The following is a 14998-nucleotide window of genomic DNA, read 5'->3' on the forward strand; positions in this document are numbered from 1 at the left end:
CCGCGACGGGCCCGCGCGGGGCGCCGCCGCCGTCCGCAGGGTGAGACGCCCCGTCCCACCGCGGCGGGTTTCTGCCAGCATGCGGGGCATGCAGCAGCAGCTGATTACCAGCGGCGGCGTGCCGGCACCGCGCCGGGAGGAGTGACCCTCCCCGGCCCACCGCCCGCACGCAGACCTCTCGCACTCCGCGAGGGGTCTTTCTGCTTTCCCGGCCCGCCAGTCCCATCCACAGACAGGACCGCCGCCATGGAGCACACCCGGCTCACCGTCACCTTGCGCCCCTCCACCGGGACGCTCGCCCGCCTCGCCTCCACCCTCAACAACCACCGGGTGCTGGACCTCTCGTTCAGCGCCGGGACGGCCGCCCCGGCCCGGGCCGTCCTGCGCGTGCCGGGGCCCGAGGCCGTCCGCGTCCAGCAGAAGCTGCGCCGGATGGTCGACGTGCTCGACGTGGCCCTGGAACCGGCCTGCCCCGAGGACGGCGCCGCCCGCCCGGTGGCGGCCGGGTGAGGGCCGGCCCGCTCCCCCGGGGCCGGACGGGCCTGGGCCGGACGGGCCTGGGCCGAACGGGCCTGGGCCGAACGGGCCTGGATCGGACAGGCCGGGACCGGACGGACCGGGGTCAGGCGGACCGGCCGGCCCGGTCGGTGATGTTGCGGGCCATCGCGTCGAACACCAGGCCGTGGAACGGCGCCATCGACCACCAGTAGGCGTGGCCGGCCAGGCCGTGCGGGTGGAACAGAGCGCGCTGGCGGTAGCGGGTTCCGCCCTCCCCGTCCGGGGCGACCCGCAGTTCGAGCCAGGCCAGGCCCGGCAGGCGCATCTCGGCCCGCAGGCGCAGCAGCCGGCCCGGTTCGATCTCCTCCACCCGCCAGAAGTCGAGGGCGTCGCCGACCCGCAGGCGGTGGCGGTCGCGCCGGCCCCGGCGCAGTCCGACGCCGCCGGCCAGCCGGTCCAGGGTGCCGCGCAGGGCCCAGGCGAAGGGCAGGGAGTACCAGCCGTTGTCGCCGCCGATGCCCTCGACCACCCGCCACACGGCGGCCGGGTCGGCGGCCACCCGTCGTTCGCGCAGGTCCTGGTAGAGGCTGCCGCCGGCCCAGTCGGGGTCGGTGGGCAGCGGGTCGCTCGGGGCGCCGGGCAGCGAGGCGGAGGACCAGCGGGTGGCGACGTCGGCGTCGCGGATGCGGCGCAGGGCGAGTTCCACGGCGCGGTCGAAGCCGGTGAGGCCCTGGGGCGGGTCGGGGATCCAGCGGGCGATGTCGTGCTCGTGGCAGACCACCTCGTGGCGCAGCGACTCCACCAGCGGCCGGGCGAGCGGGCCGGGGACGGGGGTGACCAGGCCGACCCAGAGGCTGGACAGGCGCGGGGACAGCACCGGCACGGAGACGATCAGCCGTCCGGGCAGGCCGGCCGCCCTGGCGTAGCGCCGCATCATCAGGCGGTAGGTGAGGACGTCCGGTCCGCCGATGTCGAAGGCCCGGTCGGCCTCGGGCGGCAGTGCGGCGGCGGCGACCAGGTAGGCCAGCACGTCGCGGACGGCGATGGGCTGGATCCGGGTGTCGACCCAGCGCGGGGTGACCATGACGGGCAGCCGCTCGGTCAGGTAGCGCAGCATCTCGAAGGAGGCGGAGCCGGAGCCGATGATGACGGCGGCCCGCAGTTCGGCGGTGGGCACTCCGGCGGAGCGCAGGACCCGGCCGACCTCGGCGCGCGAGCGCAGGTGCGGGGAGAGCGCGGCCTCGGGGACGCCGGCCGGCAGCAGTCCGCTGAGGTAGACGATCCGGGACACCCCGGCGCGGGCGGCGGCCCGGGCGAAGGCGCGGGCGGCGCGGCGGTCGGTGTCCTCGAAGTCGGGGCCGGTGCCGAGCGAGTGGACCAGGTAGTAGGCGGTGTCGACGCCGTCGAAGGCGCCGTCCAGGCTGTCGGGCCGGGTGACGTCGCCGACGACCGCCTCGACCTCGGCGCGCCACGGCTGGTCGCGCAGGCGTCCGGGGTCGCGGGCCAGGCAGCGCACCCGGTGGCCGGCGGCCAGGAGTTCGGGCACCAGGCGGCCGCCGATGTAGCCGGTGGCTCCGGTGACCAGGCAGCGCGGCCCGGCGGGGGCCTGCTCGTCCACCGTGCGCTCCTCTCGTCCGTACGGCGGGGCGTCGTCCTCACCGGCGCCCTCGCGGGGGGCGGGCCCGGGGCGCCCGGGTCCGGCGGGGGCGGTCACGGCCGTGAGCCTACGGCGCGGCGGCGGACCCCGCCCGGCGGGCCCCGGCGCCCCGGCGGGCGGCGGCCCGTCACGGCGGGCCCGCCCCGAGCAGGGCGTGGGCGGCGTCGAGGCCGGAGCGGCAGCCGTCCTCGGGGGACCCCCAGCCGTGGTGGGCTCCGGCGAAGGCCGTGCGCCCGGTGGTGAGGCCGGGCAGCAGCCGCTGGGCGGCGACGGTCTCGGCGGTGTGCAGGGGGTGCTCGTGGACGGTGCGGGAGATCACCAGGTGCTCGGGGACGGGGTCATGGGGCGGCTCGTTGCGGGTGACCAGGTAGTCCTCGGGGGCGTCCAGGCGCAGCAGCCGGTGGGGGTGGTGGCTGATCCGGGCGGCGCCGGCCGGGGCGGTGCAGTGCGGCATGCGGTAGTTCCAGGAGCCGCGGGCCCAGTGGGCGCGGGGCAGGAGGGAGGCGTCGCGGTGCAGGACGGCCGGGTCGCGGGTGTAGCGGAAGGCGGCGAGGAGCTGGCGTTCGGCGCGGGTGGGGTCGGCGAGCAGGTGCAGGGCCCGGTCGGCGCGGGTGGCGATGACGACGGCGTCGGCTTCGGCGCGGCGGCCGTCGGCGGTGGTGAGGGTGATGCCGTCGAGGTGGCGGTGGACGGCCCGTACGGGGGTGCGGCGGCGGACGGCGGCGAGGTGTTCGGCGATCCGGCGCACGTACGCGGCGGATCCGCCGGTGACGGTGCGCCGGGCGGGCGGGCCGGCGGCGCGGAGCAGGCCGTGGTGGTCCAGGAAGGCGAACAGGTGGCGGGCGGGGTGGTCGCCGGCCGGGTCGGGGGCGCCGGGGCGGGCGGAGGCGACCAGGGGCGCCAGGTAGTGGTGGGTGAAGTAGCCGGAGAAGCAGCCGTCCAGGAGGAAGTCGCGCAGGGTGGGGTCGCCGGCGCCGGGGTCGGCGAGCAGGCGGCGGGCGCGGCTGCGCAGGCGCGGGATGTCGGCGAGCAGGCGCAGGTAGCGGTGGCGCAGGGGCGGGTCGGGGCGGGCGAGGAGTCCGGCCGGTCCGTCGGCGCCGGCGTACTGGAGGCCGCAGCCCTCGCAGTGCACGGAGATGCTCGGGTCGCTGTCGCGGGTGGGGAGGCCGAGGTCGTCCAGGAGCCGGAGCAGGTGCGGGCGGGCGTGTTCCCGGTGGACCAGGAAGCCGGTGTCCAGGAAGCCGGTGTCCAGGGCGGGTTGGCGGCCGTCGGGGGCGGTGTCGGGCCGGGTGCGGGCGGGCCGGGCGGCTGGTCCGGCGGCTGGTCCTTCGGTGTCGAAGAGTTCGACGTCGGCGCCGGCGCGGCGCAGTTCCCAGGCCGCGGTGAGGCCGGCCACGCCGGCGCCGACGACGGCGATCCGGCGGGGGCCGGGGGGACGCGGGGTGCGCGGGGCGCGGGGGCCGCCCGGTGGCCCGGTCACGGGTGCGGTCATGGGTGCGGTCAACGGGGTTCCCCTTCCGGTCGGCCCGGTTCGGTGTCGCTGGGCGGCGCCGTCGGGGGCCGCATCCGCCGTTCGGAGCGGGCGGGGCGGCGGATTGGTCGGTATCCGGCCGGTTTCCGTACGGGAGGTTCCGTACGGGGGGCGCGGGAGGCACCGGAGGGGCGCGGCACCCCCGCCGGGCGCGCCGCGGCCGCCCGCCGGAGGGGTGGTCCGGCGGGCGGCCGCGGAAGGGATGCCCGGTGGGGGTGCCCGGTGGGCAGGGGTCAGTAGCGCAGGGCGGCGGCGATCCGGCCGCTGTCGGCGAGGGTGCCGTCGGGGACGAAGCCGACCTCGGCGCCGGTGCCGAGGGCGCGCTCGATCACCTCGTCGACGATGTCCTCGCGGGCCCCGGGCTGGTCGGCCTCGGCGGGGACGAGGTGGTCGCCGTCGTCGCGCACGGTGGTGCGGTAGTTCTCCTCGACGACCAGGCGGTTGATCCGGCCCTCGCCGGCGGCCCGCCAGACCTCGTCCAGGCCGGCGGCGAAGGCCTGCCGGCCGCGGGCCTTGTCGAGCAGGTCGAGGGCGTCGGCGACCTCGCGCTCGGCCTGGGCGCGCACGGCGGGCCCGACCACCTGGCGCACGGTCTCGGCGTCGGCCTGGGCGAGGCCGCCGTGCGGGATCTGCGCGGTGGCCTGCCGGGCGAGCGGGCCGACGGTGTCCAGCAGGGCGAGCGCGGCGGCCTCGCCGACGACGTACAGCGGGCGGGGGTCGGCGGCGAGCAGCTTGGCGATCCCGGCGTCGGCCTGGCGCAGGAAGGTCTTGGTCTCCTCGTCGCGGAAGGTGCTGGGGGTGTCGCCGATGCGTTCCTGGCGTTCGGGGTCGGGGTTGTCGTGGACGCGCACCAGCGGGAAGCCGTCGCCGTTCTCCTCGGTGACGCGTTCGCTGGTGCCGCCCCACAGGACCACCCGGTCGGCGGCGACGGCGACGACCCAGTGCGGGCGTTCGGCGGCGTGCGCGGCGACCAGGTTGCGGGTGAGGAAGGTGTCGGACAGGACCACCCGGGCGGGGGCGGTGCGCCCGAGTGACCAGACCTGGTGCTCGCCGGGCGCGGCGAGGATCGCCAGGCCGTCCTCGGCGTGCACCAGGTCGACCTCGGTGAGGGCCCGGTCGAGCTGCTCCAGCACGTCGATCCGGTCGGCCCGGGAGACCTCGGGGTCGGCCTGGACCCTCTCCTTCGCCTCGGCCAGCAGGTTGCGCAGCCGGACCGGGTCCTGCGCGTTGTCCGGCTCGCGGCGGTGCGTGGGCATCAGGATCGACACCGCCGGGTAGGGCCGGGGCCGGCGCAGCTCGGCGAGGACGGCGGGGCTGAGGGCGGGGTGCATGGAGACCCTTTCCGAAGGCGGTTCGGCCTTCTGTGCGTGGACGCGCGAAGCCTGGCGCTGCTCCCGAATGCCCTCAATGTACCTATCTGCGGCTTTTGACGGCGTGCGGCCGCCCGGGGTCGGCCTCTCCACGCCGGCGCCCCGCACCGGCGCCCCGCACCGGGTCCCGGGGCGGGCCGTACGGCGCCGCACGTGCGGCGTCCCGCCGGCGCCGCCCGGGGAGGGGCGGGCGCCGGCGGGACGCTGCGGCAGGTCGGGACGGCCGGTCGGGACGGCGGGTCAGAACAGGACGTCGGTGCAGGAGTAGAAGGCGTTGCCGGTGTCGGCGACGTCCCAGACGGCGACGACCACCTGGTGGCCGGTGCGGCCGGTGGGCAGGGTCGCGGTGTGGGTGGTGGTGGCGGCGGGCTGGCGGCCGTTGTAGGGGACGGTCAGGAACGGGGTCAGGTCCAGGGAGGCCCGGGTGATCGGCTGGGACGCGTCGTAGCCGGGCTTGGTGAGGAAGTACCGGAAGTTCGTGGTGGAGTGCCGGGCCTCGATGGACCAGGTGAAGGTGAGCTGCTGGCCGCCCGTCACCTTGGTGGTCGGCCAGGCGCCGCCGTGCGGGTCGTCCAGCGGGGCCCAGCGCCCGTCGGCGCCGGCGCAGATGGTGCCGTCGGCGGGGCCGCGGGAGGGGAAGCCCTTGGGGCCCTCGACGCTCTGCGGCTCCCACTGGATGTCGCCGCAGTCCCAGGGGACGGCGTTGGCGCCGCAGAGCGCGGAGCGGCTCGGCGGCTGGCCGATGAAGCCGTGCGACTGGGCGGGCAGGGCCGTGGCGAGCGGCAGGGCGATCGCGGCGACGGCGACCGCCACGAGATGGCGTGTGCGCATGGTGCTCCTCCGTGGGGGTGGATGGAGTGTGCGCCCGGCGCGGGGCGTGCGCGTGGGGGTGCGCACGGGCCCGTCGGGACATGGCATGCCCGCGCCAGACTGGTTGCCCGACACCGTAGGAGCTGACTTCCCGCGCGTCAATGGTCTGAACCATTCCGGCAACTCCCAAGCGCCGCAAGGGAGGTCACCGCCGCGTCGTCCGCAGCGCCCGTCGCGACGGCCGTCCCCGCCCCGGCGACCGCCCCCGTCCCCGCCTCCGGGCCCGGCCCGGCGCCCGTCCGCCGGCGGCACCACCGGCACCGCCCGGCACCGGGCGGCCGCGCCTCGCCCGTACCGGGCAATTTCCGCCGCGTCCCACGGCCGGTCGCGCGCGGGCGGCCCCGGATGTGGCAGGCAGGAGGACGGCGGCCCCGCCCGCACCGGGCACCCGGGCCGCCGTCTCCCCTGCGACCGAACGGAGCCCCCATGCGCCGACGCCGCGGCGTCCTGCTGACCGCCGCCCTCCTGGCCCAGCTCGCCGCCGGACCCTCCCACCCCGCGTCCGCCACCGCCGGACCGGAGCCGGCCGACCAGTGCGGGGTGGTCCGCAGCGGCGACACCCCGCTCGGCGGCGCCGAGGTGACGCTCTACCAGGCCGGGGACGGCCGGGGCGCCCCGCCCCGGGTCCTGGCCCGCACCCGCAGCGCCGAGGACGGGCGCTTCACCCTCGACTACCGCCGCCCGCACGACCCGCACGCCGTGCTGTACGTGCTCGCCGACCCCGGCCGCCCCGGGAGCCGGACCGGGGGCCGCCCCGGGGCCCGCACCCCGCAGGGCGGGCCCGCCGTGCTCGCCGCCGTGCTCAGCGGCGCCGACGCCCCGCCCGAACTCGTCGTCAACGAGCGCACCACCGTCGCCGTCGCCTACGCCCTGGCCCGCTTCACCGGCCCGGACGGCGTCGCCGGCACCCGCCCCGGCCTGCAGAACGCCGCCGCCGTCGCCCACAACCTGGCCGACACCGGCACCGGCGGCATCGCCGCCACCCTCGCCGCCCCGCCCAACGGCGCCCTCACCTCGACCCTGGCCGAGGTCAACACCCTCGCCAACCTGCTCGCCGCCTGCGTCACCGACGCCACCGACGCGACCGACGCCACCGCCACCGGCGACGCCTGCGACCGGCTGTTCGACCTGGCCCGCCGCCCCGGCCGCGACCGGCCCCGCGACACCCTGCGCGCCGCCGTCGACATCGCCCACGACCCCGGCCACAACGCCGCCGCCCTCTTCGCCCTCGCCGACACCGCCCCCCGCTACCGGCCCGCCCTGCCCGCCGCCCCCGACGCCTGGACCGTCGCCCTGCGCTACGACGGCAACGGCCACGAGCTCGACGGCCCCGGCAACCTCGCCTTCGACGCGGACGGCAACGCCTGGGTCACCAACAACTACGTCTACGGCGCCGACCCCGCCGTCCCGGTCTGCGGCGGGCGCAGCGTCCTGAAGTTCACTCCCACCGGCCGGGACGCCCCCGGCGCGCCCTACCCGGGCGGTGGCCTGTACGGCGCGGGCTTCGGCGTCACCGTCGACGCCGCGGGCACCGCCTGGGTCGCCAACTTCGGCTTCCAGGGCCGGGGTTGCCCGATCGACCCGACCCCGCTGGAGCGCAGCGTCTCCCGGTTCGCCCCCGACGGCACCCCGCTCTCCCCGCCCGAGGGCCTGCGCGCCGGCGGCATCGCCCAGCCCCAGGGCATGGCCGCCGACCGCTCCGGCACCGTCTGGGTCGCCAACTGCGGCGGCGACAGCGTGACCCGGATCCCCGACGGCGACCCGACCCGTGCCCGGGAGGTCCCCGTCCCCGCCCTGGACAAGCCCTTCGGCGCCGCCGTCGACCCCGCCGGGCGGCTGTGGGTCAGCGGCAACGGCAACGACAGCGTCCAGGTCCTCTCCCCCGACGGCACCCCGGAACGGACCGTCACCGGCGGCGGGCTGCGCCGCCCGCTCGCGGTCGCCACCGACAGCGGGGGCAACGCCTGGGTCAGCAACAGCGGCATCCTGCCGGTGCCCTGCGCGGACTCCACCGCCGACGACCTGGCCGCCGCCGCCGGAGCCGACGCCGGCCCGCGCCCGGGCGCCTCGGTCACCCTGATCGGGCCCGACGGGACCCCGGCCCCCGAACCCTTCACCAACGGCGGCCTGTTCCTGCCCTGGGGCATCGCCGTCGACGGGGACGACACGGTCTGGGTCGCCAACTTCGGCGGCCACCGCGTCGCCCGGCTCTGCGGCACCGACCTCTCCGCCTGCCCGCCCGGGTACCGCACCGGACAGCCCCTCTCCCCGCCCGACACCGGCTACCCCAGCGACGGGCTGGAGCGCAACACCGGCCTGCGGATCGACCCTTCGGGCAACGTCTGGCTGGCCAACAACTGGCGCACCGTCCCCGTGCAGACCAACCCCGGCGGCCACGAACTGGTCGTCCTGGTCGGCGCCGCCGCGCCCGTCCCCGTCCCGGAGCTCGGCGGCCCCGCCCGGCCCTGACCCTCCCCCGCCGCCACCGCCGCACCACCGGCCCGACGGCCCCGGCCCGGACCCGGCCGGGGCCGTCGGGGCGACTACCCGCCGGTACCGGTGGGCCGCCCGGGCCGCCGGGAACACTGCGCCGATCCGGCGCGCCACCGCGCACCACCGCGCAGCAGACCCGGGAGCCCCCATGCCGACGCCTGCCCGCCCCGCCCCCTCGGCCGCCGCCCGGCCGGGCCGGCGCGCGGCCCTGCGCCGCCTGGGCGAGTGGTGCGCACGCCACTCGCTGACCGTCATCGTGCTGTGGATCGTCGCCCTCGCCGGCGTCCAGGCCGCCAACAAGACGGTCGGCGGCACCTACTCGGACGACTTCTCGCTGCCCGGCACCCAGGCGCAGCAGGGCCGTGACGTGCTCCAGGCGCACGAGCCGGGCGCCGCGGGCACCAGCTCCCAGGTGGTGCTGCACGACGCCGCGCAGCTGACCGGTTTCCAGCCGCAGATCGCCCAGGCGGTGGCCTCGCTGCAGCAGCTGCCGCACGTGGTGTCGGCGCAGGGCCCGCTGCCGCCGCCGGGCCAGCCCGCCGCGCCGGGCGGGCCGCTGGCCGCCGACGGCCTGACCGGGTACATCACGGTCCGCTTCGACACCACGCCGACCCTGCTGGGCACCGACTACCTGGCCGGGGTGGACGCGGCGGTGGCGCCGCTGCGCCAGGCCGGGGTGCAGGTGGAGTACGGCGGCCCGCTGGGCGAGCTGGCCCGGCCGGCGCCGGACGACCGCTCCAGCGAGGCGATCGGCTTCGCGGTGGCGGTGGTGGTGCTGCTGGTGGGGTTCGGCAGCGTGATCGCGGCCGGGCTGCCGCTGGTGACGGCGCTGTTCGCGGCGGTGGTCGGGCTGGGGGCGCTGGGGCTGGTCGCGGCGCTGTCGACGTTCGCGACGGTGGCGCCGACCCTGGCGACGATGATCGGTATCGGGGTGGGCATCGACTACGCGCTGTTCCTGCTCACCCGTCACCGGCAGAACCTGATGGACGGCGTGGACCCGGTGGCCTCGGCCGGGCAGGCGGTGGCCACCAGCGGGCGGGCGGTGCTGGTCTCCGGCTGCACGGTGATCATCGCGCTGTCCGGGCTGTCGGTGTCGGGCATCTCGTTCATCGCCAAGCTCGGCGCCGCGGCGGCCGTCACCGTGGTGTCGGCGGTGCTCGGAGCGCTCACCCTGCTGCCGGCGCTGATGGGGCTGATCGGGCGCCGGATGGACCGGTTCGCGGTGCGCCGGCCGATCGCCGAGGCCGGCGGGGGCGGGGAGGCGGGCGGGAGCTGGCACCGCTACGCCCGGCGGGTCGAGGCGCGCCCCTGGTGGTACCTGGTGGCCGGGGTGGCGGTGCTGGCGGTGCTGTCGGTCCCGTTGTTCTCCATCCAGCTCGGCCACATCGGCGACGGCGCCGACTCCACGGACTTCACCGACCGGCGCGCCTACGACCTGATGTCGCAGGCCTTCGGGCCGGGTTCGAACGCGCCGCTGACGGTGGTGGTGGACCAGGGCGCGGTGGCCGCGGGGGCGCGGCCGGGCGTGCAGTCCTCGGTGCAGCAGGCGCTCACCGGCCTGCCCGGCGCGGCGAGCGTGGCCCCGCTGCAGACCAGCCCGGACGGCGCGGTGCTGTTCACCACCGTCATCCCGGCGGGCGCGCCGCAGGACCGGGCCACCACCGACCTGGTCAACCGGCTGTCGGACACCGTGCTGCCCGACGCGGTGGCCGGCACCGGCGCCAGGACCTACCTGACGGGCAACACCGCCGCCCAGGTCGACTTCCTGGACATCGTGTCGAGCCGGCTGGTCCTGATCATCGCGGTGGTGGTCGCGCTGGCCTTCCTGATCATCCTGGCGGTGTTCCGCGGCCTGCTGGTCGCGCTCAAGGCCGCGGTGCTGAACCTGCTGTCGATCGCGGCCTCGTACGGGGTGGTGGTGGCGGTCTTCCAGTGGGGCTGGGGCGGTCCGGCGCTCGGCGTGGCGGGCAAGGTCCCGATCGAGAGCTACGTGCCGATGATGATGTTCGCGATCGTCTTCGGGCTGAGCATGGACTACGAGATCTTCCTGCTCTCGCGGGTGCACGAGGCCTGGCTGCGCACCGGGCGCAGCCGGGACGCGGTGGCGCACGCGCTGGAGATCACCGCCCGGGTGATCAGCTGCGCCGCGCTGATCATGGTGAGCGTCTTCGCCGCGTTCATCGTCAGCGACAACGTGGTGATCAAGATGATGGGGCTGGGCCTGGCGGTGAGCGTGCTGGTGGACGCCACGGTGGTGCGGCTGCTGCTGGTGCCGGCGGTGATGACGCTGCTGGGTCCGGCGGCCTGGTGGACGCCGCGCTTCCTGGACCGGGTGCTGCCGCACATCGACACCGAGGGCGAGGGGGCCTGAGGCGAGGGGGGGGTACGGGGCGTGAAGCGTGGGGCGGCCCCGGCGGTCGCGGTGGCGAGCGCCGGGGCCGTCGGGGCCGCGGTGGTGACCGGGGGTCAGCCGGCCAGGGGGCGGGTGTCCAGGCGGATGTGGTCCACGGCCCAGTACCAGTTGTTGCCGGCGTCGTACATCCGGAACTTCAGGGTCACCGAGCGGGCGCCCGCCGGGACGGCGAAGCGGCGGGTGACCTGGGTGTTCTGGGCGTCCTTGCCGGCGTTGTCGTTGCCGGTGGCGTCGGAGCTGTAGAAGACCAGGCGGCTTTCCGTGCCGTTGTCGAACACGGCGGTGACGGAGGCCTTCTGCGGGGCCTCCTGGCGGTAGTGCGAGTCGAAGGCCAGGTACAGGGTGTCGGCGCCGGCCGGGAGCGGGACGGCGGGCGAGACCAGGGTGGAGTCGAAGACGCCGGTGCGGGAGGGGGAGCCGGTGTCGTCCCAGTCGTCGGGGTCGGCGACGGCGACGACGCCCAGGGCGCGGGTGAAGTTGCCCCGGTCCTGTCCGGCGGGCACCGACCACTCGCGCTTGGTGTGGAAGGTCCAGCCCTGGAGGCGCACGGTGCCCTGGGGCATGCCGGGGGCGTTGGCCACCGTCCAGCCCTCGGGGGCCTGGGCCGTCCAGCCGAGGACGCCGTCCTGCGGGCGCAGGGCGCCGGCCAGGGACTCGAAGTCCTCGTCCAGCAGGTGGCCGGTCATCGCCGGGGCGGGGCGGGCGGCGAGTTCGCCGTCGGCGACGGCGAAGCGGGTGCCGGCCAGGGCCCGGGCGGTGACCAGGACGCGGTGGGTGGCGCCGGCGGGCAGCTGGGCGGGCGGGGTGACCTCCCAGACGGCGGTGGCGCGGGCTCCGGCGGCCAGGGCGGCGGGCGGCGCGGTGACGGCGGTGGCCGTCCAGCCGGGCGGGAGGACCGGCTGCGCCTCGAAGCGGGTGAGCGCGGCGGTGGCGGTGAAGGTGGCGGTGACCTTGGCGGGGCGGCCGGGCAGCAGGACGGGCTCGTCGATGGTGGCCGAGGCGGCGCCCAGGGCGACGTCCACGGTGAGCGGGTCGGCCAGGCCGAGGGCGGGGTCGGTCACCGTACGGTCGTCCCAGGGGAAGCGGCCGGCGATGCGGCGGCGGAAGGCCAGGTCGCCCTGGACGCCGACCACGACGTCGTACCAGCCCTCGGGGCCCACGGCGAGGTTGACGGTGCGGTCGTCGCCGGCCGCGACCCGGACCTCGCGCAGCCCGTCCCCGTAGGCGAGGTCGCCGACCAGGAAGGTCTGGGCGGTGCGGGAGCGGTTGATCACGTCGACCTCCAGCACCTTGCCGCCGCCCTCCTCGGAGAGCGAGACCTCGTAGGCGGAGGCGGTGTCGCCGCGCAGGTGCCACAGCGCGCCGTCGGGGCCGTGCACGCGCAGGTCGTAGCCGGCCGGGCCGACCTTCCAGACGTCCGAGAGCCGGCTCTTCGCGGCGACGGTGTAGTACCGGGGCGCCTCGCCGGGGGCCGGGTAGAGCGCGAAGACGGCGCCCTGGCGGCCCTGGTTGACGAAGTCGACGGTCAGTTCGTCGCCCTTGAGGCGGGGCTTGACCAGCAGGTCGTACGGCGCGGGGCGGGCCGTGCGGGTGCCGCGCTGCTGCTGCGGGAAGACCTGCGGGCTGGGCACGGTGGGGGCGGGCAGCTTGCCCGTGTCGACGACCTTCTGCCGGTTGCCGCTGGTGTCGGGCAGCTGCGGCCAGGCGGGGTCGCGGCCGGAGAAGTCGAAGACATCGGTCAGGTCTCCGCACACCGAGCGCCGCCAGGCGCTGATGTTGGGCTCCTGGACGCCGAAGCGCTGTTCCAGGAAGCGCAGCACCGAGGTGTGGTCGTAGACGGTGGAGTCGACGACGCCGCCGCGGGTCCACGGCGAGACCACGACCATCGGCACCCGCACGCCCAGGCCCATCGGGTACGGGCCGGAGAGGAGGGTCTCCCCCGCCGGCAGGGTGGCGGACCAGGTGAGCGAGCCGTCGGCGGCCTTCACCCGGCAGCGGCCGTCCTGGCCGACGACCCGGTGGTAGGTGGAGCCGCCCTTGCCCACCCGCACGACGACCTCGCCGTCGACCGGGACGTTGGACTTGCCGCGGCCGGCGGCCGGCGGCGGGACGGGCGGCAGCTGGTGGTCGAAGAAGCCGCCGTGCTCGTCGTAGTTGAGGATGAAGACGGTCTTCTGGAACACCTCGGGCTTGGCGGCGAGCGCGGACAGCAGCCGGGCGGTGAGGTGCTCGCCGTTCGGCGGCGCGTAGTCGGCGTGCTCGGACAGCGCGGCGGGGGCGACGATCCAGGACACCTGCGGGAGGCGGTCGGCCCGGACGTCGGCGGCGAACGCCTCCACCAGGGCGTCGCCCATCGCGAAGGGGTCCTTCTGCTTCGCCGGGTCGCCGACGGCGCGCATGCCGCGCTCGTACAGCGGCTCGCCGGGCTTGGCCTTGACGAAGGGGGTGAACCAGGCCAGCGCGTTGTCGTCGAAGTTGTCGAGCGCCTGGTAGGTCTTCCAGCTGACGCCGGCCTTCTCCAGGCGCTCGGCGTAGGTGGTCCACTCGTAGCCGCCGGGGATCTCGGTGTTGTCGGTCACCGGGGTGTCCCGTACGGTGCCGCCGCTGGTCCCGGTCATCAGGTGGTCGCGGTTGGTGTTGGTGTTGCACTGCACGGAGGCGTAGTAGGCGTCGCAGACCGTGAACACCGAGGCCAGCGCGTGGTAGAAGGGCATGTCGGCGGGCTCGTAGTAGCCCTGGCCGAGCCAGCCGGAGGAGCGGCGGGTGACGGAGCCGTCGGCCCGGCCGTCGTTCCAGGCGTTCATCGAGTCGACGAAGCCGAAGGCGGGCGCGCCCTGCTGGTAGGCGTTGGTGTGCGCGGCGTTCATCGCGAAGGGCAGCAGGTAGCCCTCCTTGCGGCTGGGGTCGGGCTGGTGGAACACCGAGCGTCCGTCGACCCCGCGCACCGCCGTCCGGTCGCCGAAGCCGCGCACGCCCGCCAGGGTGCCGAAGTAGTGGTCGAAGGCGCGGTTCTCCTGCATGAGCACCACGACGTGCTGGATGTCCGCCAGCCGGCCGGGCCGGGCCGGCGCGGCGAGCGCCTCCTGGACGCTGAGCGGGAGGGCGGACAGCACGGCGGCCGCCGCCGCGCCGCCGAGGAGGCTGCGGCGCGACAGTTCGGGCATCGGACTCATGGGGTGGGGCTCCTTGCTGACGGACCCTGGGGCTTCGGTACACCGGCCCGGGCCATGCGGTTCAGGCCAGACCCGTTATGTGTACGAGACCGAGGTGGACGCAGCCGTGGTGTCCGATGACGAACCGATGACCGGCAATGGGCCCCGAGCTGTACAGACAACTTGACGGTTGATGATCAAGCTCGGGGCCGGCCGCGCTCCTCAGGCGGTGGGATGGCCCAGTCTTCGGGCGGCGGTGCGGATGGCGCTGGTGTAGGGGGCGTCCAGGGCCCGGGTGGGGGCGTCGAGCTCGTCGAAGGCCACCAGGGACTTGTGGGTGTCGTCGGTGGACTGGGCCCAGGCGGTCCAGGCGTTGTGGACGTCCTCGTCGGTGACCTGCTCGCCCTTGGCCTGGAGCAGGACGGCGTAGATGCGGAAGAGGTCGTCGGAGCCCGCGGGAGGCCTCGCCTCCGAGGGCAGGCAGGCGCGGATGAGGTCGGCGATGGGGTCGAGGTGGCTCATAGGGCCAGTGTGCCGGTGACCAGGGTGCCGGTGAGCAGGATCAGGTGGGCTGCCGCGAACACCACCGGCACGGCCCGTTCGGTGGTGCCGAGTTCGGTGTAGTGCTTGTGCCACCGGCCGCCGCGGGAGACGTTCCTGAGGGTGTCCCACTCGTCGGTGTAGATCCGGGCCGCGAGCTCCTCCTCCAGGGCGTTGATGACCCCGAACTTGGCGGCGTTGAGGTCCCGGTAGCTGCGCAGCTGCATCCACCAGGCCGCGGACAGGGTGATCCCGGCCAGCGCGACGGCCGTCGGCACCCACCACGGGGACTCGGAGAGCTTGGGTATGCCGAACCCGATCAGGGTGACCAGGGCGGTCTGCACGGACAGGAAGAAGGTGTTGGCGGTGCCCCGGCGCGCCGAGACGCGGTCGGCCATCTCCACGGCGAGCTTGTAGAGCTCCAGCAGTTCGGTCTGACGGTTCCACTCCGGCGGCACGGTCATCGCGGCTCCC

At 76.2% G+C, this 14998-nt stretch carries 10 protein-coding genes; 3 read left to right on the top strand and 7 right to left on the bottom strand.

What is annotated here, in order from left to right:
• Positions 1 to 246: 246 nt before the first annotated feature.
• On the top strand, positions 247 to 510 hold the full coding sequence (locus ACFQ6N_RS06915; RefSeq protein ID WP_380647415.1) for a hypothetical protein: 264 nt from the start codon (positions 247 to 249) through the stop codon (positions 508 to 510).
• Between the two features lie 112 nt (positions 511 to 622).
• Here ACFQ6N_RS06915 and ACFQ6N_RS06920 read toward each other — a convergent pair whose 3' ends face one another.
• The 4 genes from ACFQ6N_RS06920 to ACFQ6N_RS06935 form a co-directional block, all read right to left on the bottom strand.
• Positions 623 to 2116, bottom strand: a complete 1494-nt coding sequence (locus ACFQ6N_RS06920) for an SDR family oxidoreductase (protein WP_380647561.1) — start codon at positions 2114 to 2116, stop codon at positions 623 to 625.
• A gap of 166 nt (positions 2117 to 2282) precedes the next feature.
• Positions 2283 to 3647 carry an FAD-dependent oxidoreductase gene (locus ACFQ6N_RS06925; RefSeq protein WP_380647416.1) on the bottom strand — a complete coding sequence of 455 codons (1365 nt, stop codon included), beginning with the start codon at positions 3645 to 3647 and terminating at the stop codon, positions 2283 to 2285.
• A 272-nt stretch (positions 3648 to 3919) separates the two neighbouring features.
• The gene (locus tag ACFQ6N_RS06930) at positions 3920 to 5017 is read right to left on the bottom strand and encodes a chemotaxis protein (RefSeq protein ID WP_380647417.1); all 1098 of its coding nucleotides are present in this window, start codon (positions 5015 to 5017) and stop codon (positions 3920 to 3922) included.
• Positions 5018 to 5296: 279 nt separating this feature from the next.
• Positions 5297 to 5887, bottom strand: a complete 591-nt coding sequence (locus tag ACFQ6N_RS06935) for a lytic polysaccharide monooxygenase (protein ID WP_380647418.1) — start codon at positions 5885 to 5887, stop codon at positions 5297 to 5299.
• Between the two features lie 465 nt (positions 5888 to 6352).
• Here ACFQ6N_RS06935 and ACFQ6N_RS06940 point away from each other — a divergent pair, with 465 nt between their 5' ends.
• Together ACFQ6N_RS06940 and ACFQ6N_RS06945 are read left to right on the top strand one after the other, a co-directional pair.
• Positions 6353 to 8395, top strand: coding sequence for a hypothetical protein (locus tag ACFQ6N_RS06940; RefSeq protein ID WP_380647419.1), 2043 nt, complete (start codon positions 6353 to 6355; stop codon positions 8393 to 8395).
• Positions 8396 to 8567: 172 nt separating this feature from the next.
• On the top strand, positions 8568 to 10790 hold the full coding sequence (locus ACFQ6N_RS06945) for an MMPL family transporter (RefSeq protein ID WP_380647420.1): 2223 nt from the start codon (positions 8568 to 8570) through the stop codon (positions 10788 to 10790).
• Positions 10791 to 10885: 95 nt separating this feature from the next.
• Here ACFQ6N_RS06945 and ACFQ6N_RS06950 read toward each other — a convergent pair whose 3' ends face one another.
• From ACFQ6N_RS06950 to ACFQ6N_RS06960, 3 genes are all read right to left on the bottom strand, one after another.
• Positions 10886 to 14005, bottom strand: a complete 3120-nt coding sequence (locus ACFQ6N_RS06950) for a phosphocholine-specific phospholipase C (RefSeq protein ID WP_380647421.1) — start codon at positions 14003 to 14005, stop codon at positions 10886 to 10888.
• Between the two features lie 201 nt (positions 14006 to 14206).
• Positions 14207 to 14506 (bottom strand): hypothetical protein, encoded by a 300-nt coding sequence (locus ACFQ6N_RS06955; protein ID WP_380647423.1) that lies wholly within the window; start codon positions 14504 to 14506, stop codon positions 14207 to 14209.
• Positions 14503 to 14988, bottom strand: a complete 486-nt coding sequence (locus ACFQ6N_RS06960) for a hypothetical protein (protein WP_380647425.1) — start codon at positions 14986 to 14988, stop codon at positions 14503 to 14505. Before ACFQ6N_RS06960 ends, ACFQ6N_RS06955 begins: the two co-directional genes overlap by 4 nt.
• Positions 14989 to 14998: the final 10 nt, after the last annotated feature.

It is taken from the genome of Kitasatospora sp. NPDC056446 (genome assembly GCF_042796115.1).
Classification (GTDB): Bacteria; Actinomycetota; Actinomycetes; order Streptomycetales; family Streptomycetaceae; genus Kitasatospora.

What these genes read in the sequence shown, in the direction of transcription:
- ACFQ6N_RS06950 (WP_380647421.1), bottom strand. Translation starts at nt 14,005, where the DNA reads ATGAGTCCGATGCCCGAACTGTCGCGCCGCAGCCTCCTCGGCGGCGCG.
- ACFQ6N_RS06915 (WP_380647415.1), top strand. Translation starts at nt 247, where the DNA reads ATGGAGCACACCCGGCTCACCGTCACCTTGCGCCCCTCCACCGGGACG.
- ACFQ6N_RS06955 (WP_380647423.1), bottom strand. Translation starts at nt 14,506, where the DNA reads ATGAGCCACCTCGACCCCATCGCCGACCTCATCCGCGCCTGCCTGCCC.
- ACFQ6N_RS06940 (WP_380647419.1), top strand. Translation starts at nt 6,353, where the DNA reads ATGCGCCGACGCCGCGGCGTCCTGCTGACCGCCGCCCTCCTGGCCCAG.
- ACFQ6N_RS06945 (WP_380647420.1), top strand. Translation starts at nt 8,568, where the DNA reads ATGCCGACGCCTGCCCGCCCCGCCCCCTCGGCCGCCGCCCGGCCGGGC.
- ACFQ6N_RS06935 (WP_380647418.1), bottom strand. Translation starts at nt 5,887, where the DNA reads ATGCGCACACGCCATCTCGTGGCGGTCGCCGTCGCCGCGATCGCCCTG.
- ACFQ6N_RS06925 (WP_380647416.1), bottom strand. Translation starts at nt 3,647, where the DNA reads ATGACCGCACCCGTGACCGGGCCACCGGGCGGCCCCCGCGCCCCGCGC.
- ACFQ6N_RS06930 (WP_380647417.1), bottom strand. Translation starts at nt 5,017, where the DNA reads ATGCACCCCGCCCTCAGCCCCGCCGTCCTCGCCGAGCTGCGCCGGCCC.
- ACFQ6N_RS06960 (WP_380647425.1), bottom strand. Translation starts at nt 14,988, where the DNA reads ATGACCGTGCCGCCGGAGTGGAACCGTCAGACCGAACTGCTGGAGCTC.